This is a genomic window from Staphylococcus sp. HMSC069D12, assembly GCF_001810405.1.
In the GTDB taxonomy this organism is placed as follows: Bacteria; Bacillota; Bacilli; order Staphylococcales; family Staphylococcaceae; genus Staphylococcus; species Staphylococcus haemolyticus.
In genome coordinates this window covers 213493-232133 of sequence record NZ_KV801114.1, presented here as the reverse complement: position 1 = coordinate 232133, position 18641 = coordinate 213493, and the positions used below count along the sequence as shown (strand labels likewise).

At 32.6% G+C, this 18641-nt stretch carries 19 protein-coding genes; 9 read left to right on the top strand and 10 right to left on the bottom strand.

Annotated features, from left to right (window positions below):
* Nucleotides 1–38 precede the first annotated feature (38 nt).
* The 7 genes from HMPREF2737_RS09595 to HMPREF2737_RS09565 form a co-directional block, all read right to left on the bottom strand.
* On the bottom strand, nt 39–1163 hold the full coding sequence (locus tag HMPREF2737_RS09595) for an FAD-dependent monooxygenase (protein ID WP_037549871.1): 1125 nt from the start codon (nt 1161–1163) through the stop codon (nt 39–41).
* Between the two features lie 96 nt (nt 1164–1259).
* Nucleotides 1260–2039: an N-acetylglucosaminidase gene (locus HMPREF2737_RS09590; RefSeq protein WP_037549873.1), complete on the bottom strand. Its 780-nt coding sequence runs from the start codon at nt 2037–2039 to the stop codon at nt 1260–1262.
* A 25-nt stretch (nt 2040–2064) separates the two neighbouring features.
* Nucleotides 2065–2283: a hypothetical protein gene (locus HMPREF2737_RS09585; RefSeq protein ID WP_037549895.1), complete on the bottom strand. Its 219-nt coding sequence runs from the start codon at nt 2281–2283 to the stop codon at nt 2065–2067.
* Nucleotides 2284–2563: 280 nt separating this feature from the next.
* Nucleotides 2564–3037, bottom strand: a complete 474-nt coding sequence (locus tag HMPREF2737_RS09580) for a helical membrane plugin domain-containing protein (RefSeq protein ID WP_037535920.1) — start codon at nt 3035–3037, stop codon at nt 2564–2566.
* A complete protein-coding gene (gene fdhF / locus HMPREF2737_RS09575) occupies nt 3037–5991 on the bottom strand; it encodes a formate dehydrogenase subunit alpha (RefSeq protein WP_037549875.1) in 2955 nt (984 codons plus the stop codon). The genes HMPREF2737_RS09580 and fdhF overlap by 1 nt, the downstream gene beginning before the upstream one ends.
* A gap of 327 nt (nt 5992–6318) precedes the next feature.
* Nucleotides 6319–7266 (bottom strand): LCP family glycopolymer transferase, encoded by a 948-nt coding sequence (locus HMPREF2737_RS09570; protein ID WP_037549877.1) that lies wholly within the window; start codon nt 7264–7266, stop codon nt 6319–6321.
* A 110-nt stretch (nt 7267–7376) separates the two neighbouring features.
* A complete protein-coding gene (locus tag HMPREF2737_RS09565) occupies nt 7377–8168 on the bottom strand; it encodes an inositol monophosphatase family protein (RefSeq protein ID WP_370741161.1) in 792 nt (263 codons plus the stop codon).
* 387 nt (nt 8169–8555) lie between these two features.
* Between HMPREF2737_RS09565 and HMPREF2737_RS09560 the strand changes: the two genes are divergently transcribed.
* From HMPREF2737_RS09560 to HMPREF2737_RS09535, 6 genes are all read left to right on the top strand, one after another.
* Nucleotides 8556–9230, top strand: coding sequence for a helix-turn-helix transcriptional regulator (locus tag HMPREF2737_RS09560; RefSeq protein WP_176743846.1), 675 nt, complete (start codon nt 8556–8558; stop codon nt 9228–9230).
* A 93-nt stretch (nt 9231–9323) separates the two neighbouring features.
* Nucleotides 9324–9674: a hypothetical protein gene (locus HMPREF2737_RS09555; RefSeq protein ID WP_037549883.1), complete on the top strand. Its 351-nt coding sequence runs from the start codon at nt 9324–9326 to the stop codon at nt 9672–9674.
* Between the two features lie 212 nt (nt 9675–9886).
* The gene (locus tag HMPREF2737_RS09550; protein ID WP_037549886.1) at nt 9887–10939 is read left to right on the top strand and encodes a MupG family TIM beta-alpha barrel fold protein; all 1053 of its coding nucleotides are present in this window, start codon (nt 9887–9889) and stop codon (nt 10937–10939) included.
* Nucleotides 10939–11826 (top strand): N-acetylmuramic acid 6-phosphate etherase, encoded by an 888-nt coding sequence (gene murQ / locus HMPREF2737_RS09545; RefSeq protein WP_037549887.1) that lies wholly within the window; start codon nt 10939–10941, stop codon nt 11824–11826. Before HMPREF2737_RS09550 ends, murQ begins: the two co-directional genes overlap by 1 nt.
* Before the next feature lie 12 nt (nt 11827–11838).
* Nucleotides 11839–13272 carry a PTS transporter subunit EIIC gene (locus HMPREF2737_RS09540; protein ID WP_037549888.1) on the top strand — a complete coding sequence of 478 codons (1434 nt, stop codon included), beginning with the start codon at nt 11839–11841 and terminating at the stop codon, nt 13270–13272.
* A complete protein-coding gene (locus tag HMPREF2737_RS09535; RefSeq protein WP_037549889.1) occupies nt 13273–14145 on the top strand; it encodes a MurR/RpiR family transcriptional regulator in 873 nt (290 codons plus the stop codon).
* A gap of 222 nt (nt 14146–14367) precedes the next feature.
* On the opposite strand, the gene HMPREF2737_RS09530 is transcribed toward HMPREF2737_RS09535, so the two are convergent.
* Nucleotides 14368–15756, bottom strand: coding sequence for an amino acid permease (locus HMPREF2737_RS09530; protein WP_037549890.1), 1389 nt, complete (start codon nt 15754–15756; stop codon nt 14368–14370).
* A 421-nt stretch (nt 15757–16177) separates the two neighbouring features.
* On the opposite strand from HMPREF2737_RS09530, the gene HMPREF2737_RS09525 reads away from it, so the two are divergent.
* Together HMPREF2737_RS09525 and HMPREF2737_RS09520 are read left to right on the top strand one after the other, a co-directional pair.
* Complete coding sequence (locus HMPREF2737_RS09525) at nt 16178–16528, top strand: hypothetical protein (protein WP_037549891.1); 351 nt, start codon at nt 16178–16180, stop codon at nt 16526–16528.
* Nucleotides 16528–16719, top strand: a complete 192-nt coding sequence (locus tag HMPREF2737_RS09520; protein WP_011275061.1) for a hypothetical protein — start codon at nt 16528–16530, stop codon at nt 16717–16719. Before HMPREF2737_RS09525 ends, HMPREF2737_RS09520 begins: the two co-directional genes overlap by 1 nt.
* Nucleotides 16720–16823: 104 nt before the next feature.
* On the opposite strand, the gene HMPREF2737_RS09515 is transcribed toward HMPREF2737_RS09520, so the two are convergent.
* The gene (locus tag HMPREF2737_RS09515; RefSeq protein WP_037549892.1) at nt 16824–17015 is read right to left on the bottom strand and encodes a membrane protein; all 192 of its coding nucleotides are present in this window, start codon (nt 17013–17015) and stop codon (nt 16824–16826) included.
* A gap of 4 nt (nt 17016–17019) precedes the next feature.
* Nucleotides 17020–17664 carry an HAD family hydrolase gene (locus tag HMPREF2737_RS09510; protein WP_037549893.1) on the bottom strand — a complete coding sequence of 215 codons (645 nt, stop codon included), beginning with the start codon at nt 17662–17664 and terminating at the stop codon, nt 17020–17022.
* 311 nt (nt 17665–17975) lie between these two features.
* Here HMPREF2737_RS09510 and HMPREF2737_RS09505 point away from each other — a divergent pair, with 311 nt between their 5' ends.
* Nucleotides 17976–18506 (top strand): hypothetical protein, encoded by a 531-nt coding sequence (locus tag HMPREF2737_RS09505; protein ID WP_037549894.1) that lies wholly within the window; start codon nt 17976–17978, stop codon nt 18504–18506.
* Nucleotides 18507–18641: the final 135 nt, after the last annotated feature.

Genomic DNA, 18641 nt, shown 5'->3' with positions numbered 1-18641 from the left:
ACTTATATGCTTAATTAGTCTTCAGTATCCGTCTTATTTTATTTATGCTTCGCTTTATACAGGAATTTAGTTTGTCCACTTAACAAACGTTTAGGTGTTCGTTTCATAACACTATTACGTAATGAAATAGCAAACGTTTTATCTTTTTGCGCTATTTTACCAATTTTTCTTGAGCGTTTGATAACTTTTGCAGTATGTTTAACTCTTAATTTATCATAACGTTTTAATGCTTTTTCTAAATCATATTCTTCTAAACAATTAACTAGTACAATCGCATCTTCCATAGCTTGTCCAGCACCTTGACCCATATTAGGCGTCGTTGCATGCGCTGCATCCCCTAACAATAGAATATGTTGATTTACAAATGATTTGAGTGGTTTCATATCATATAAATCATGCTTCAGAATACCTGTTTCACTTTGCTTATCTAAAATTTGTCGTACTGGCTCAGGATAATTATTAAAATATGCTTGTAGATGTGGTTTTTCAAACGATTGATATTTGGGATCCTTTTCAGACGCATTCATTGTGATAAACCAATAAGCTCGGTTGTTAATAAGTGGCACTATCCCTACTCGACCTCGTTTACCCCAATATTCACTAGCAATATCAATGTTATGTAGATCAGCATCATCCACTAAGCCACGAAAACACGTATACCCTTGATAAAGTATCTTCGCATTCGGATGAATAGCTTGTCTGACAACAGAATGAAGCCCGTCCGCACCTATACATAAATCAAAACTTTGACTTGCATGATTTGAAAAGTGAACCATCGTATGTTGTTCAACGTTTTCAACCTTAATAACATCATGGTCTGTATAAATGCATTGAGGATTAACATAAGATTGTATCAATTCAATCAAAGTTTGTCGCGCTAATGTTACATTCAACGTAGCCTCTTTTAGTTTTACTGCAGACAAAGTATTTCCTTTATCATCTAGTACATTCATTGCAGATAAGTTCTGGCCAGCATTTTTAATTCCTTTAGCTAGGTCATGTTTACCTAATTTCTTGATAACATTATCACCAATTCCTATACCTGCACCAACTTCACTTATATTTGATTGTCTTTCAAATATAGAAACGTCATGTCCTTTTTCTGAAAGAAGTGCGCCAGCGGTTAAACCACCTATACCTGCACCTATTATTGCAATTTTCATTTATTTACACCTCAATATTAAATTCACCTAAATTTTATCTTAACAGTATGTTGCAGTTGCAACTTATATTGTATATCACTCTATTAGCCAATCAGTTTAGAAGGCATAGAAGTTCTTTCGTACCTCATCTTTTTTTATACCAAATTGGTCATAATATGTTTGCATATACTTTGCGATTTTATCTGCCCATAAAATATCGCTTGCATACTGATGTTGGCCTGGACTTTTAGGATTCCACCTCATTTGATACAGCGTAATTTGATCATTATCAAAATAATTCGTTCTAATAAATTTAGCTCCACCAAGTATCGCTTTTCGTGGTGAAGTCCATGATGCTTCCTTAGCGTAACTCTTACCTGTATGAATAGCATTTTCATCGAAAGCACCGACTCCAAAAAAGTTGTAATAACGATTGTTACCTTCTTTAATACCACTGGCAAGTTTAGAGTTACCATTAGCAGTCTCCACACGTGCATGGCTTATTAAATAAATAATATTGACTTGATATTTGTCTTGAGCCTCTTTAAAAGCATCAGCTTGATTTTCAAGAATACCATTCCCTTGTAACATCTTTTTGACTTCTTGTTTTGACATAGGAACTTGTTGTGAAATATCCATGTATTTTAACTTATTATCGTCTCGAGTAATGCGCATTGCCCTCTCTATTTCTCGGCTATTTGCATTTACAAACTCACCATCTCTGTCTACTGTATTCAATACACTCGAATCTGTTTGTTTCTGAATTGCTTCTTGAAAGCTATAGTTGCGATCATTGTCCAACAGTTCTGAGTGATTAATTATTAATAATACTATGAAGACAATGATAATAATAAGCAACAGTAAGAATGGTAAACGCAAATGATTTAATTGCTTCATGTAGATGACAATCCTTTATAGCTATTTAAGATAAATAAAAATAAGTACTTATAATAACAATTAAGACTATAGCAAATGATATGTTGATGACTATCTTCATGCCAGTTCGATCTCGAAAAAGCACGTTAAATATAACTAAACTAATTGCTAATGACACAGCGAACATTGAAATCGCTAACACCATTTGCATCATAATTAAAAAAATAATTCCTAAAACAATAAAGACATTAGAAATAACTGTCATAATTTTAATCGCGTTTGGATGAATTGTTCTCACCCCTTCTTTAGTAATAATATATACTACACCTTACCATAATTTATGTAGAAAGTACTTATAAATCTTATTAAATAATGAAAGAAAGGAGCGAGACAGAATTCGATTTGAATTCATTATCCCACCCCTAAGGATGACTTGAACTAAGTAAGTTTAGTATAAGTGCCTTCTCAATTCAGTCATCTACTGCATATTTACTTTGTAGCCTTTGATTATTTAATTTGTACCAATCTTTTTATACATTAATGTATTATTTATCTTCTCTAGACATCCCTTTAAGCAAATTGAGCATATAAGTTAAGCTACGATTCATATCATCGTCTTTGAGTACGCCCATTAGACTACGAATACTTGTTTTAGCATTAGGATTTGCTTGATTTGCAACGTGCAATCCTTTATTTAATTTATTTAAGAATTGGCTTAACTCTTGAACATTAAGCTCACCTAACATAAAGACCATTGGTGCTAAATTTGTAATTAGACCCGCATATAAATCTTTGTTAAGTTCTGTCATAAATTTATTGATTATGACTTGACGTCCTCTAATGCCACCGTTCATTAAGTCAAGAATTTTAGCTTCATCTAATGCTTTTACTAAACGTATTGCTTTTAAAATACTATCTTTATTTTCTGCAATAGCATCTGTTACTTCATTGATACTCTCGATTTTAATTTGTTCTTCTGATTTCTCTAAACGTTTAATTTTAGTTATTCTTTCAGCCATTATTTATCCACCACATTTCCTGGGAAAACATAGTCAGGACGTTCCCATTTTTTCTGTACTTGGACACTATATTGCGGGTTACGTTTTTTATCGACACGGAAGTTTGTTGGATTTAATGGTGATTTACCTTTACGAGTCAATACTTCCATGCGACAACTAGTTCGTTTATAAGATGGTGTATCTGTATATTTATCTACATCACTATTAGTTAATTTATTGATAGCACCTAAATCACCATTTGACATTGCATCATTATTTAAAGGAATATAAATTTCTCTGCCTTTAACTCGATCAGTTACAGTTGCAATTAATGTTGCTTCACCCGTTTCTGAAATCAATCGTAATTCTGCACCTTCATGAATATCACGATCTTTAGCTAGCTCTGGAGAAATTTCTACAAATGCATTTGGCACTTTATACTTAATCATTTCAGTTTGATAAGTCATATTACCTTCATGGAAATGCTCTAGTAAACGACCGTTATTTACATGCAGGTCATAAACTTCATCTTCTTTAAAGAAATTGTCAAATGTTAATGGGAATAACTTAGCACGACCATTTTCAAAGTTAAAGCCATCCATATATAATGTTGGCTGGTCTGTACCATCTGGTGCTACAGGCCATTGAAGACTATTGAAACCTTGTAATCGTTCATAATTTACACCTGAATATGATGGTGTTAATCGTGCAATTTCATCCATGATTTCACTTGGATGTTTGTAATCCCAATCTGCGCCCATGCGTTGTGCGATTAATTGGAAGATTTCCCAGTCTGGTTTAGAATCGCCTAGCGGTTGTAATGCTTTATTAATACGTTGAATTCGGCGTTCTGTATTCGTGAATGTACCATCTTTTTCTAATGATGGACTAGCTGGTAAGACGACATCTGCATATGTTGCTGTAAAAGTTAGGAATTCATCTTGAACAACTAAGAAGTCTACTTTTTCTAATGCGGATTGAACAAAATTAATATTAGAATCAACAATACCTGTATCTTCACCGTATAAGTATAATGACTGAATATCTCCATTATGGATACCTTCCATCATTTGGTGATTATCGCGTCCAGGTGTTGGATTTAATTCTACACCATATTCTTTTTCAAATTTTGCTCTCACTTCATCATCAGCTATTTTTTGATAACCTGGGAATTGATCTGGCATACTTCCCATATCACTTGCGCCTTGTACATTATTATGACCACGTAATGGATAAGCACCTGAACCTGGTTTTCTATAGTTACCTGTCACGAGCAATAAGTTTGAGATAGCTGTACTTGTATCACTACCGATGTCTTGTTGTGTAACACCCATTGCCCAACAAATTGACATTGATTCAGCTTTTGCAGCTTCTTCTGCAAAGCTAATGATTTGTTCTTTAGGAATACCTGTTGTTTCTTCTGCAAAATCCATAGTGAACAATTCTAATGATTTATAGTAATCTTCATAATTATCGACCCAATCATTCAAGAAAGCTTTATCGTGTAAATCGTTGTCAATGATATATTTAGTAGCTGCACCTAACCAAACTAAATCAGTTCCTGGCTTAGGTTGATAGAATGCATCTGCACGCTCAGCCATTTCATGTTTTCTAATATCGAATACATGCATCTTTTGTCCGAATAACTTTTGTGCACGTTTCATTCTAGATGCAATAACTGGATGCGCTTCAGCTGTATTTGTACCGATTAAAACAGTCATAGCAGCTCTCTCAAGGTCTTCAATTGAACCAGAGTCACCACCGTGACCAACAGTTCTAAATAGACCTTTCGTTGCTGGTGCTTGGCAATATCTTGAACAGTTATCAACGTTGTTAGATCCAAAGACTTGTCGTGAAAGTTTTTGCATTAAATATGATTCTTCATTAGTACCTTTAGAAGATGCGATAAATGCTAAATGATCGCCACCATATTCATTTTTGATTCGCTTAAAGTTAGTTTCAATAACATCTAAAGCTTCATCCCATTCAACTTCATGGAATTCTCCATCTTTTCTAACTAGAGGTTTCGTTAAACGTTGGTCTGAGTTAATGTGACCCCAAGAGAATTTACCTTTAACACATGTAGCAATTTTGTTTGCTGGAGAATCATGTGATGGTTGAACTTTTAGCACTTCTCTGTCTTTAGTCCATACATCAAATGAACAACCTACACCACAATATGTACAAACTGTTTTCGTTTTCTTAATGCGTTCTTTACGCATTTCCGCTTCTGAATCAGAAACTGCAAATAGTAATCCATCACCTGGTTCAGCCTTTTTAGTTAAATCAATCATTGCAGCAAGTGAACCTGGTTCAGTATCTGTCATGTAACCAGCATTACCTTCCATATTCACTTCCATCATGGCATTACAAGGACATACAGTTGCACATTGTCCACACGATACACATGATGATTCATTAATAGGAACATCATTATCCCAGATAACTCTAGGATGCTCACGATTCCAATCAATTGAAATTGTTTCATTTACTTCGATATCCTGACACGCTTCTACACAACGACCACAAAGAATACATTGGTCTGGGTCATATCGATAGAATGGACCATAGTCTTTTTCATATGGTTTCGTTTTGTATTCGTATGATTGTTCTTCTAATCCCCATGCGTCCATAGCGTTATGTATTTCACAATCACCGTTATTGTAATCACATACTGTACAATACAGCATATGTTTTTCTAAAATGCGATCTAAAGCTTCCTTTTGGCTAGCTTTAACATCATTATTCTGAGTATTAACTGTCATGGGTCGATCTACAACAGTACTACACGCACGTTCAATTTTGCCATCAATTTCAACCATACATGTATCACATGTTTGAATTGGTCCCATTGATTCGTTATAACAAATTGAAGGTACGAAAGTATCACGAGATTTTATAAACTCGAGTAAACTTGTTCCAGGTTCTACAAGATAATCAGTGCCATCAAGCGTGACGATTAAATGTTCTTGCATACTTTCCACCCCATCTATATAAATTTTCCGTAAAATGACTTTTGCTACTTAACTATTCTATTTCAATACCCCACATATATTGAACATAGAATTACATTAATTGTATTACTTATTTCATTAAATGTTAAGCGTTTCATTAATTTTTGCAATTTTAAAAGAATTAAATATACATTGTGTTTCAAATGTAAAAAAACTAACTTTAATGCAGATACAATTTAAAAAAATAAAAACAGAGATAGGACTGAAATGATTTCTCTCTCATTGTCCTACCTCTATAAAAATCCTAGTAATAACAGCTAAAGTAAAAACGTCTATTGCATTAAAAATTTAATTTTGTAAATTATTATTCAATATTTCTGTGGCACTTTGCTTTGAATCGTCATTAGCTATGAAATACCACAATCCATCGTCTTGAATACCACCCTGACCTTCTAATTGATGTCGGTTTACAGTTGTATTAGCATTTTTATAATTCTTTCTAATATCATTCATGTCACTCAATGTTAAATCGGTTTTAACATTTTTCTGGATCTGATTAATTAATGATGGAAAATGCGTGAGCGCTGAAGTACTTGTCATCTTATTAGCCATTGCTTGAAGGATAAGTTGTTGTCGTTCTTGACGACCAAAATCTCCTCCAGCACCTTCCTCTTTACGACTACGCATGAAGGCCATTGCAGTATCTCCATCCACATGAGTTGATTGACCTTTTACAAATTTAGTTCCTTTAGTGGTGAAAGTATCATTACTAGTAACATTCACACCGCCCAAAGCATCAATCATATCATGTAACCCATCCATATCAACTGTCGCATAATGATCAATAGGAACATTCATTAATTTTTCTAATGATTTAACAGCCATCGTTGGTCCACCATAAGCATATGCATGATTAATCTTCTCAGTCGTGCCTTTACCTACAATTTCAGCTTGTGTATCACGAGGTACACTTACAATTTCTGTAGTTTGTTTCTTAGGGTTAATAGAAAGAAGCATAATTGTGTCACTTCTTTCACCGTCATTCTCACTTTTACGTTGAGCATTTGAGTCTACACCAAATAATGCAATAGTAAATGGATCACCGTTTGACAAACTTACATTTTTCGATCTCAATTCTGAATATTGTCTGTTTAAAGAATTATGAATCTTACCACTTGTAATAAAAATACTAGCTACTACAAAAATTGACGCAACTATTGCTAAAACAACTAATATTCCTATAAACCATGTAATTATTTTAACGGGCAGGCTCATTCGTCTATGCGTTTTACGCATCCTACCACTCCTATTCTGTTTTATGAATTAATATAATTATTATATATTAAAATGATTAACTTTCTATACGACTTAAGAAGTAACTTTTCATAAAACAGCTATCAATATTATTAAATATGATACCCGCCATTTCGATTAATAATAGCTAGTATATCTTTGTAACATCCGTGATTACTAATAATGAATGGGCCACTCTTAGCAAAGTCTAACGGTTCGCCATTTAATTGAGTCATTTTCAAATTTAATTCTTTCGCAAATAAAAATTGCGCTGCAATGTCCCATGGCTTTGGGTTTGTATTAATGTGAGCACCAAATTGTCCTTTAATCACTCTTACTGAATCTAAACCACATGAACCAATATTTCTCACACTGAACGAAGCATCGTATAATGCTTTGCTTGTATCATCATTTATATATTGAGTCCCAAAAGAGATAATAGCGTCTTGCAATTTTAAGTCATTAGGTGCCACCAATTGTTGCCCATTAACAAATGCACCTTCACCCGCTATTGCTTTATATAATTTATCGTGAGGATAATCATATATATAAGAAAGTTTAGGTTCTCCATCAACAAAATATGCGATGATAATACAATAGTCTTCTTGCTGTTTTACTAAATTAGCTGTACCGTCAATTGGATCCATAATCCATAAATGCCCTTCATATGGCCGAATCATGCTATTATCTTTTTCTTCACCTAATAATTGGTGACTTGGAAAGTGTTCAGCTAAATACGCTTCAAATTTATTTTGAAGTTGTTTATCTACATTTGTAACTAAATCAAATCGATTTATTTTAGTGTCAGTAATCATATCTGTTATCAAATTGGGAATAACATCATCGAGATATTTTAACCAATCCATGATATGCGCATCTATATTATGAAGTTTGTTTTGCATGATTTCACCTCAACTATCTATTTCACTTTATTGTATCTTACTGCTCATATTTGTCATAGGAATTTTTAAATGAAGACACAAAAAATCGGCTAGTCATCTGCTAGCCGACAAATAGAAAGGAAAGTAAGTAATAAATATTGAAGATGTTTCGATGTAACTTGAACGATTCACAACAAGCTATCTGTTATATAGCTTCTACCCCTTTGTTTGAATTCGTTCTCCCCTGTTACAAATATTATAATAGCATAAAACATTTAATTTTGTAAGCGTTTTCCCAATAAAAAATGTTTACTTTTACACGCATAATCTACTAAAGTACTGAAAATGTCTTCATACGCAGTGTTATGTTATAATTAATGTAATATGTAATGGTTATAGGTGGTGTTTATGTTGAAGAAATTAGATCGCCAGAATCAAATTATTTCATTAATACAACAAGGTCATACAATGAATGCATCTGAATTGGCGCAACACTTAAATGTTTCTGTTCGTACAATTAGTCGTGACATTGTCGATTTAGAAAATCAAGGTGTCCAAATATATGCTCATAAAGGCAAAAATGGTGGATATCAGATTCAAAAATCTGAAGATAAAATAAAATTAAATTTTACTGAACAGCAGCTATTATCTCTGTATCTTACCTTAATAGAAAGCCAATCCTATTCAACATTACCATACACCAATGAGATTCAATCTATCATTAATCAGATTATCAATATTCCTAATACTCGTGTTCGTAAATCACTAAACCAAATGACTAACTTAATTAAGTTTGAAGATACAGAACAAATAACATTACCCCATCTATTTGCAGACATTTTAATTTATAGTTCTGAACGAAATGTTATGTTGATTGACTTTATTGATAATCAAGACACTATTGCCGAGAATGTCATATTCATTGGTTTACTATGTCGTAATGGCGAGTGGCTATCAATTATTTATGAAATCGGTTTAGGAAGAACAAGAGAATTACCAGTACTTGATATTTATGACATTTCTTATTCCTTTGAAAAGACCATTAAAACTTATGACATATCTATCGATAATTATACCCAATTTTAAAATCCAATCGAGACGACTGAATAATTTTCTCGATTGGTTCTCCTCATTCATACCTCTTCTACAATTTAATATCTTCAAGGAGTTGCATTGAATATGCTTCAATCCACAATAATGCGTCAACAACTCATAATTTTACTCACTCACGTTGAAAAAATAAGGTATTACTATTTAATGGACAATCGATTTTTAAATAGAGAAATAGAAGCGTATAACACATCCATTAAAAATTTTACTGACAGTTTACCGTTAACCCTTCAAAACAGTACTAATAACTCCAAGTCTAAATTCTCGATGCAATCAGATCAATTCTATTATAAATTATTAAATGATCTATCATTAAAACCACTACACGAATTCCATCAAGGGACGATATTAGTTGATTTACAACAACGTCAAGACCAATTGCATCAAACATTAGTTTATTTGTTAAATGAATATAAGTAAGTGAACCTCGTATATCACATTTGCAATTTCAATATCTAATCCTTAATTTTTTTAATAGCATAATAAACGCTTCAACTATCTCCTTCACTTCAACTAATTACCCAAGTCGCTTAAGCAATTAATTATAAAAATTATATAATATATATGTAAATTGTAATAGAAAACGTGAAACGCTATAATTGTAAGTGATTACAGTAATTAGGAGGATTCATATGCTAGGTTTCTCAGTCTATTTAGGTCAACCATTAAACAAATCATACATATTAAATATGGTTGACCTCGGTTACGACGTTATTTTCACATCACTACAAATACCTGAGGAAAACGATCAAACTAAATTGACATATTTGGGAGAATTATGCCAATTGCTAAAAGATGAATCGGTAACCTACATTATTGATATAAATCCATCATTACTGAATCAGAATGTTTATCGTTTTTTCGATCAATTTTCTAATGGAAACTTTGTTATTAGAATTGATGATCATTTTAATTATGATTTAATTAAAGATTTGTTTCATCATAATTTACAGTGTTGTCTAAATGCCAGTACTATCACTACTGAAATTTTGGATACACTTTATAATCAAAAATCATTACCTAAAGTCTATTTTTGTCATAACTATTATCCCAGACCTGATACAGGTTTAGCTTTAAACCTTTTTGAAGAACGGAATAACCTCATTAGAAAATATGATGAGCACGCCTTAATTATGGCTTTTATTTCTGGAACTACATTAAGAGGTCCATTGTATAAAGGACTTCCTACCATTGAACAACATAGACACATGACATTACTTCAATCTGCACATTCACTATTAAAATATAACTTGGATTATATTCTTATTGGTGATACTGCAATCAACTATGCAGAAGCAGTTGCATTACAGCAGATGATTTATCACCGTCATTTCAAACTTCGTCTATCTTATTTTGACAAATCATATGAACAACTCATTTTCAAACAACATACATCTCGTTTGGATGCACCTGAGAATGTAATACGCTCCAAGTATTCTAGATTAACTAAAATAAATATTCCTCCAACCAATAACTTCAATTATTATCGCTATAAGGGAGACGTCACGGTTGATAATTCACTTAATCAACGTTACGAAGGTGAGCTACAAGTGATTAAAACAGATTTGCCTAATCATAAGGCGATTAATCATGTAGCAACGATATGTGATGAAGATAAAGTCGTTATTGATTTAATACAACCTGGTGACACATTTGAATTTATTACTGAAAAGGAGAAACGCTAATGGAACATTTAACTACTGAAAGCAGAAACACACAAACAATGCATTTAGATGAAATGTCGATTTTAGATGCTTTAAAAACAATGAATAAAGAAGATCAACTAGTAGCTAAAGCAATTGAACCTATTTTACCCCAGTTAAACAGAGTAATCGAACAAACAATTACGCGTTTTCGAGATGGTGGACGTCTAATATATATAGGAGCTGGTACAAGTGGTCGTTTAGGTGTATTAGATGCAGCTGAATGTGTTCCAACTTTCAATACGCATCCTAATGAAGTAATTGGCTTAATTGCTGGAGGGCAGCAAGCTATGACTGAAGCGATTGAAGGTGCTGAAGATAACTATGAAATGGGAATGACTGATTTGAAAACAATCCATTTAAATGAAAAAGATGTCGTTATTGGTATTTCGGCAAGTGGTCGCACACCTTATGTTAAAGGGGCATTAACATATGCAAATGAAATAAGTGCACTGACTGTTGCCCTCTCTTGCAATACGAATAGTGACATTAGTACTGTCGCTTCCCATGCACTTGAAGTCAATGTTGGTCCAGAAGTATTAGCAGGGTCTACTCGCTTAAAGTCAGGTACCGCTCAAAAGCTTGTGCTTAATATGATATCAACAATGACTATGATTGGTGTTGGTAAAGTTTATGATAACTTGATGGTCGATTTAAAAGCGACAAATTACAAACTTGAACAACGTTCCATACATATTATCGAAGAGATTTGTGGCTTAACTTTTAAAGAAGCTCAAGAACTCTATATAAAAGCCGACAATGATATTAAAATTGCAATCGTTATGAATTTATGTAACACAACTAAAAGCGATGCTCAATCAAGACTCGTAAATAATAATGGCATTGTAAAAAAAGCAATTCAATCTTAAGGAGGCAATGATATGAATAAGGAACAACAATTGGCCCATCACATCTTAGATGCGGTTGGTGGCATTGATAATGTGGACAACATTATCCATTGTATGACACGTGTGCGCCTAAAAATTAACGATGAGACACAAGTTGATTATCCTAAACTTAAAAACATAGAAGGCGTGCTCGGAGTCGTACAAGATGAGCGACTTCAAATTGTAGTCGGACCTGGAACAGTAAATAAAGTATCCGCAGAAATGGTAAAGCTAAGTGGTGTTCAATTAGGTGAAGATATCCCCCATCGTAGCAACACGTCAAATATTAAAAATCAAGCACAACAAAATAAACGTGAATTCCAACAAAAGCGTAAACAAAGTAAAATGAATACAATTTTAAAGTCAATTGCTAATATTTTCATACCTCTCATACCCGCATTTATAGGAGCTGGACTTATTGGTGGTATTGCAGCTGTATTAAATAACTTTATAACTGCTGGTACCATTTCATCTGATTGGGTAAAACAACTTGTGGCCGTATTAAATGTCATCAAAGATGGCATGTTAGCCTATTTAGCTATTTTCACTGGTTTTAATGCAGCAAAAGTATTCGGTGCAACACCAGGTTTAGGTGGTGTTATTGGGGGTACGACTTTATTAACAGGTATTACTGAAGATAATCCAATTAAAAATGTATTTACTGGTGAACCCTTAATAGCTGGACAAGGTGGCATTATAGGAGTGATCTTAGCGGTATGGTTATTAAGTATAATTGAGAAAAAACTACATAAAATAGTTCCCGATGCTATAGATATTATAATGACACCAACAATTTCATTACTTATCATAGGATTACTAACCATATTCTTCTTTATGCCTATAGCTGGATTTATTTCTGATGGATTAGTAGGCGTAGTGAATTGGGTTATTGGTGTAGGTGGCATATTTAGCGGATTTATTATAGGTGCATTTTTCTTACCACTGGTTATGTTAGGATTGCATCATATTTTTACCCCAATACACATTGAATTAATAAATCAGTCAGGTGCAACATATTTGTTACCTATTGCTGCTATGGCTGGTGCTGGCCAAGTTGGGGCTGCATTAGCACTTTGGGTAAGATGTAAAAACAATACTACTTTAAGAAATGCAATTAAAGGTGCGTTACCAGTCGGATTCTTAGGAATTGGAGAACCGCTTATTTACGGTGTTACCTTACCGTTAGGTCGTCCATTCATCACAGCATGTCTTGGTGGTGGCATCGGTGGTGCAGTTATAGGTGGCATTGGTCATATAGGTGCCACTGCTATTGGACCTAGTGGCATTTCATTATTACCGTTAATTGGCCATCAAAAATATTTAGGTTACATCATAGGATTATTATCTGCGTACCTAGCTGGCTTTATTTTCACATACTTCTTCGGTACGACTAAAGAAATGAGAAACTTAAACAAACTAGGTGATTAGATGACAAACATTTTATATTTAATCGACGAAAATTATGCTTCATTTTCTAAAAATGAAAAGAAATTATCACGATTTATATTAAACTCACCACATAAAGTTATTAGCATGTCGAATCAAGAGATTGCTAAAGAACTTGAAATGAGTGTTTCAACGTTAAATCGATACAGCCAAAAATTGATCAATCAAAGTTTTCATGAAGTTAGATCACAACTTGCGATGTTATTTCCAAAACAACAAAAACCTTATAAGATAGAATTGCTTAACAATGAATCGGTAGATACTTTAAAAAAGAAACTTTATCATCGTGCAGAAGAAGCACTTCAAAAAAGTTCTACATTTGCAGATAACACAACGATTGATAACATATGCCAACATTTTAAACGTGCAAATAACATCTTTATCTTTGGTTATGGTGCATCATATGTCTGTGCGACAGATTTATATCAAAAATTATCTCGAATTGGGCTCAATGTCCAACTCGTTCAAGAAACTCATTTATTCACAACCATGTTGTCTACGCATGATAAAGAAGATTGCGTTGTATTTATAACTAATAATGGCGATCAAAGTGAACTTCGTGCAATGGTGAAAGTTGTGTCGGATTATAATATCCCTATTATTACAATTTCAAGTTCAGAGCATAATCACGTAGCTCAGCATTCTGACATTGTTCTGACATATGGACATTCAGACGAAAATGAATTACGTATGGGTGCGACAACTTCTTTATTTGCTCAAATGTTTACCATTGATGTTCTTTTCTATCGTTATATCGCACTGAACTATGAATCGTCATTAGACTTCATCACACAATCTAAAATGGCTCTTGATAATTATCGAAAATACCTATCTAATGTGGAATTTAAACATTAAGATTCCTATTAAAAATCAAGACATATAGAAGGTAATGAATATGAACAAGGTTTATTATTCTTCTTTTAACCTAAGTTATTCACAGTTAATCTGTTATTAAGTAATAACTCTCACAAAAAGAGGTTGAGACAACGTTATTGTCTCAACCTCTTTTAAACATGAATCAAAGTACTTTGTGCCTTAGTTTAGTTTGAATAATGTGTTGATGATTTATTTAGTATTCTATTTAACTTTTCGGAATCCATCATTTTTATGATGTCCGCGAACGAAGTAGTATACAGTTACCGCAGCTAAGAAGATAATACCAATCACTACAGAAATAACTGTTTCTTTGTTAAATAACATTCCTACTAATACGACTAATAAGAATAAAATCGTAATTGCACTTGCAAATGTACCGCCAGGCATCTTAAATGGATGTCCTTCAACTTTTTCAGGATGTAATTTTCTGAATCGAATATGACTAATTAAAATCATAAACCAAGGAATCATACCCGGTAAAATAGATGCACTATAAACATATACGAAAATACTATCTGCACCTTTAATGAATAAAGGAAGAATAACGTTTAATAATGCACCAACTAAGATACCTAAAGCAATGGCTAATACTGGGTAGAATGGTACACCATTTTTCATTACTCTTGTAAAGATTTTAGGCATTTGACCTTTTTGTGCTAATGTAAAAATCATACGACTTGCACTAAAGATACCTGAGTTACATCCAGATAATGCTGCTGTTAATACAACGAAGTTAATTAATCCTGCTGCAAATGTGATACCAATTTTTGCAAATGTAGCTACGAATGGGCTTCCTATTTCACCTAATTGGTTCCAAGGATAGATAGAAACAATTACGAAAATCGCTCCAATGTAGAAAATCAAAATACGCCAGATAACACCATTTACCGCACTTTTGATATTTTTCTGTGGATCTTTAGTTTCACCAGCAGTAATACCAATTAATTCTACACCTTGGTAAGAACCAATAACGATTGATAATGCAAAGAAGAAACCTACAAATCCATTTGGCATAAATCCACCATGAGACCATAAATTAGAGATACCAATCGCATGGCCACCATTACCAATACCGAAGAATATTAAACCAAAACCTGCAATGATCATTAATACAATCGTTACAACCTTAATCATTGCAAACCAGAATTCAAATTCACCGAATGCTTTTACTGAAGTCAAGTTAGCTGCTAGTAATAATAGTACTGCAACCACACCAGGAATCCATTGAGGTAAGTTCGGGAACCAATAGTTCATATATTCACCGACTGCAATAACTTCACTCATACCTACTACAATCCATTGGAATATATTACTCCATGCCGTCATATAACCTGCAGCAGGGTGAATGTAATCACTTGCAAATGTTGCGAAAGATCCAGTAGTTGGATTTAAATAAATCATTTCTCCCATTGCTCTCATGATTAAGAATAAAAAGATACCTGCAATTAAGTACGCAAAAATAACTGATGGACCAGTCCATTTAATTGTACTAGTTGCTCCCATAAATAAACCAACACCGATAGTACCGCCAAGTGCGATCATTCTAATCTGACGTGCACTTAGCCCCCTATGTAATTCATTGTTATCCATTAAAATAACCCCATCTCTATTAAATCTAAGGTTCGAATACTTTTGTCTTTCAGAAAACCCTCTTTTGCTTTCCTTCTTTTCCCTTAAAAGTTTCTTTACCTTAATGAAGTCATTATACTATAATTTGACAAAATTAAAACATAAATCTTACAATTTTTTGAAATCGCTTCCATTACTGTTATAATTACTCTTTTCAAATTTTAAAAAACATTGATTTTAAACGTTTTCATTAATAAAAACGAGTTACTTTTTACAATGTTTTTCATTGAAACATTTCACTTTTGCAAATAGAAATCATTTTATACTATTGCATATAATCAGTTCGATAGAAATGTATTGCTTAATGTTTCGTAAAAAATCGATTTAGAGTGTGATATACTTTTGATAGATTTTTACTGTTAGGTAAAAGGAGAATTAATGAATGCAGTCATTATTAAAAAAGAGCGTTAAAATTTCTATAATATTTGGCATTGTCTTCTTCCTATTAAATTATTTCAGTGCCAAGCATGATACAGTTAATCCACTAATAATAAGAACGATTATCGCAACTCTAACATTTTTCTTATTATATTTAGCTATATTTACAATTTTCAATTCAGATGAACGCAAACTTAAATTTGGCATTACGTTACCCATCTCTTTAATTGTTTGCTTAATTATAGGTGGAATCTTTTTTACACTTGAAATTGGAATTATTGCAGGGCTTATCATTGGCCTAGTAGCCGGTTTTATTTGGGAATGGATTGACAAACGAAATGGAGGTACAAATTAATGTCTGTCACAATAGGAATTATATTAATAATTGTCTTACTTATTCTTAGTTTAGTGCCAAATTACAAAGCGATGCAACAAGCTAAATCGCAAGGACAGAAATCAACCCGTTTTACAATTATGGTAGGTATTGATTTAATCCTCATCGTATTATTAGTTGTTACAATCATACTAAAATTATTTATTAACTAAACTCATATGATTTTCAGGCATTAAAAAAAGAGATGGAAATGGGTAGGAACATTAAATGATGTTTCTACCCATTTCTATCTCTTTTTTTAACTATATTGCGTAATCTATATTCTTCCTTGTAATAATAAGTAGTAACCGATTGTAGCTAAAAGTAAATAAATCATTGTTCCAACTAAGAAAGAACGCATTTGAACTTTAAATGGTATATTTTTACTAAATATTGGACCTAATACTAAATTTCCTATGCCGATTATAATAGGACCTGCTAAAAAGAATAGGATAACTTGCCACGACATATGTTTACTCCTTCTTTAGCTCAAAGAAATGATTTTTAATTTCCTCAAAGCTTAAATCTTTACCTACAAAATTTATAGTCGAAAAATCTTGTTCTTCTGTCATCTCGTTAGTATTAATTATTACATCCAATCCAGCATTCATAGCACCTGTTGCTCCATTAGCTGAATCCTCTATGGCTAAGCAATGGGCTGGTGAATAATTTAAACGTTGAACAGCTGTTAGATAAAGTTCTGGATCAGGTTTAACCGCTCCAACATCTTCTCTACCAACAATAACATCGACATACTCATTGATACCCAACGCATTTATTGTAGGCATAATTTCTTCTCTATAACTACTTGTTGCAATCGCCATAGGTATGTGTCGTTGTTTCAAATATTTCATTAATGAAGAAACTGTATCAATAATGTCGAGTTCATGGCTCGTATCATAATGCTCATCATATATTTTTTGTTTCTTTTCTAAACCAATCTGTTGCTCAATATAGTCATGTAACCCTTGAGCGTGTCCCCCTATATGGCTTCGATAAAACTCCAGGGAAACAGACTTCACACCATGAAAGGCAAGATGTTTGTTAATAATGTCGTATAGGTGTTTTTCTGTATCTATAATTGTACCGTCGAAATCAAATACTACAGCTTTATACATAAGTTTGCTCCTTTAATAACTACAATTATTGCTAATTTTATCATATGAATATTTGATTTTCACACTTCACTAATGAAATTACCAAACACATTTTAACTAATAAACAATCAACATTTTCATATTTATTTCATGTTAATTATCGTTACGTTTATATTACAAAATAATTAAACCGAAGTTCATTCAAAAGTCCTAGTGATAATATCAAAAAAGAGTGATACAATCAGTGTGTATAAAAGAACGGTGTGCTTTATTAGAGAACTTTAAAGCTAAATGCTTTTTACATACGTTAAATAAATATAGGAGGTCATTGCATGTTGTTAGACAAATTTGAAACTTACATTATCAACATTGTAGGTTTAAAATCTAGATCAATTCGAAAACATTTAATCAAAGTCTGTAAAGACGTTAAATTTTGCGATTCATTTCAATATTCAATAATCAAACACGACGATATACCAGTTTTAGAAGTTAGCTTACCGAAGCAACAACTTCCATATTTCATTAGTTTTTTAAGTTTTTACCAATTTTCAATTTATCAGATTTTATCTCCTAAACGATTAAATACGCTATTAGATACTGAACAAACATATCAAGCTTCTAAACGTTTCGACTTAGCAATTGATGGCCTCCAAGATGCATTCATAAAAGATAAAGTCATTGATATTATGACTTATTTCTCAAATAATTATGAAATTAAATATACTTTAAATAACAACTGTGCAAGCGTATGTTGTGCACCTGAAACGTTTAGTAAATTACTACAAACTATTGCATGTAGAAATATTGATATTCTTTCAGCATCTTATAAAACACGTGCGATGCATAAAGCAAATATATCTTAGTAAAATTCGTGAGATTTTATTAAAAAATATTTTAAGTTATATAGTTAATTTACACTAGTTTACAGAACAGAGGGAATGGGACAGAAATAATATTTTCTCAAAATTTATTTCGTTGTATCCCCAACTTGCTTAGCT

Coding starts and splice junctions, on each gene's coding strand:
- HMPREF2737_RS09595 (WP_037549871.1), bottom strand. CDS start 1,163: ATGAAAATTGCAATAATAGGTGCAGGTATAGGTGGTTTAACCGCTGGC.
- HMPREF2737_RS09510 (WP_037549893.1), bottom strand. CDS start 17,664: ATGTATAAAGCTGTAGTATTTGATTTCGACGGTACAATTATAGATACA.
- fdhF (WP_037549875.1), bottom strand. CDS start 5,991: ATGCAAGAACATTTAATCGTCACGCTTGATGGCACTGATTATCTTGTA.
- HMPREF2737_RS09525 (WP_037549891.1), top strand. CDS start 16,178: ATGCAGTCATTATTAAAAAAGAGCGTTAAAATTTCTATAATATTTGGC.
- HMPREF2737_RS09505 (WP_037549894.1), top strand. CDS start 17,976: ATGTTGTTAGACAAATTTGAAACTTACATTATCAACATTGTAGGTTTA.
- HMPREF2737_RS09585 (WP_037549895.1), bottom strand. CDS start 2,283: ATGACAGTTATTTCTAATGTCTTTATTGTTTTAGGAATTATTTTTTTA.
- HMPREF2737_RS09515 (WP_037549892.1), bottom strand. CDS start 17,015: ATGTCGTGGCAAGTTATCCTATTCTTTTTAGCAGGTCCTATTATAATC.
- HMPREF2737_RS09520 (WP_011275061.1), top strand. CDS start 16,528: ATGTCTGTCACAATAGGAATTATATTAATAATTGTCTTACTTATTCTT.
- HMPREF2737_RS09540 (WP_037549888.1), top strand. CDS start 11,839: ATGAATAAGGAACAACAATTGGCCCATCACATCTTAGATGCGGTTGGT.
- HMPREF2737_RS09570 (WP_037549877.1), bottom strand. CDS start 7,266: ATGCGTAAAACGCATAGACGAATGAGCCTGCCCGTTAAAATAATTACA.
- murQ (WP_037549887.1), top strand. CDS start 10,939: ATGGAACATTTAACTACTGAAAGCAGAAACACACAAACAATGCATTTA.
- HMPREF2737_RS09535 (WP_037549889.1), top strand. CDS start 13,273: ATGACAAACATTTTATATTTAATCGACGAAAATTATGCTTCATTTTCT.
- HMPREF2737_RS09555 (WP_037549883.1), top strand. CDS start 9,324: ATGCTTCAATCCACAATAATGCGTCAACAACTCATAATTTTACTCACT.
- HMPREF2737_RS09550 (WP_037549886.1), top strand. CDS start 9,887: ATGCTAGGTTTCTCAGTCTATTTAGGTCAACCATTAAACAAATCATAC.
- HMPREF2737_RS09580 (WP_037535920.1), bottom strand. CDS start 3,037: ATGGCTGAAAGAATAACTAAAATTAAACGTTTAGAGAAATCAGAAGAA.
- HMPREF2737_RS09530 (WP_037549890.1), bottom strand. CDS start 15,756: ATGGATAACAATGAATTACATAGGGGGCTAAGTGCACGTCAGATTAGA.
- HMPREF2737_RS09590 (WP_037549873.1), bottom strand. CDS start 2,039: ATGAAGCAATTAAATCATTTGCGTTTACCATTCTTACTGTTGCTTATT.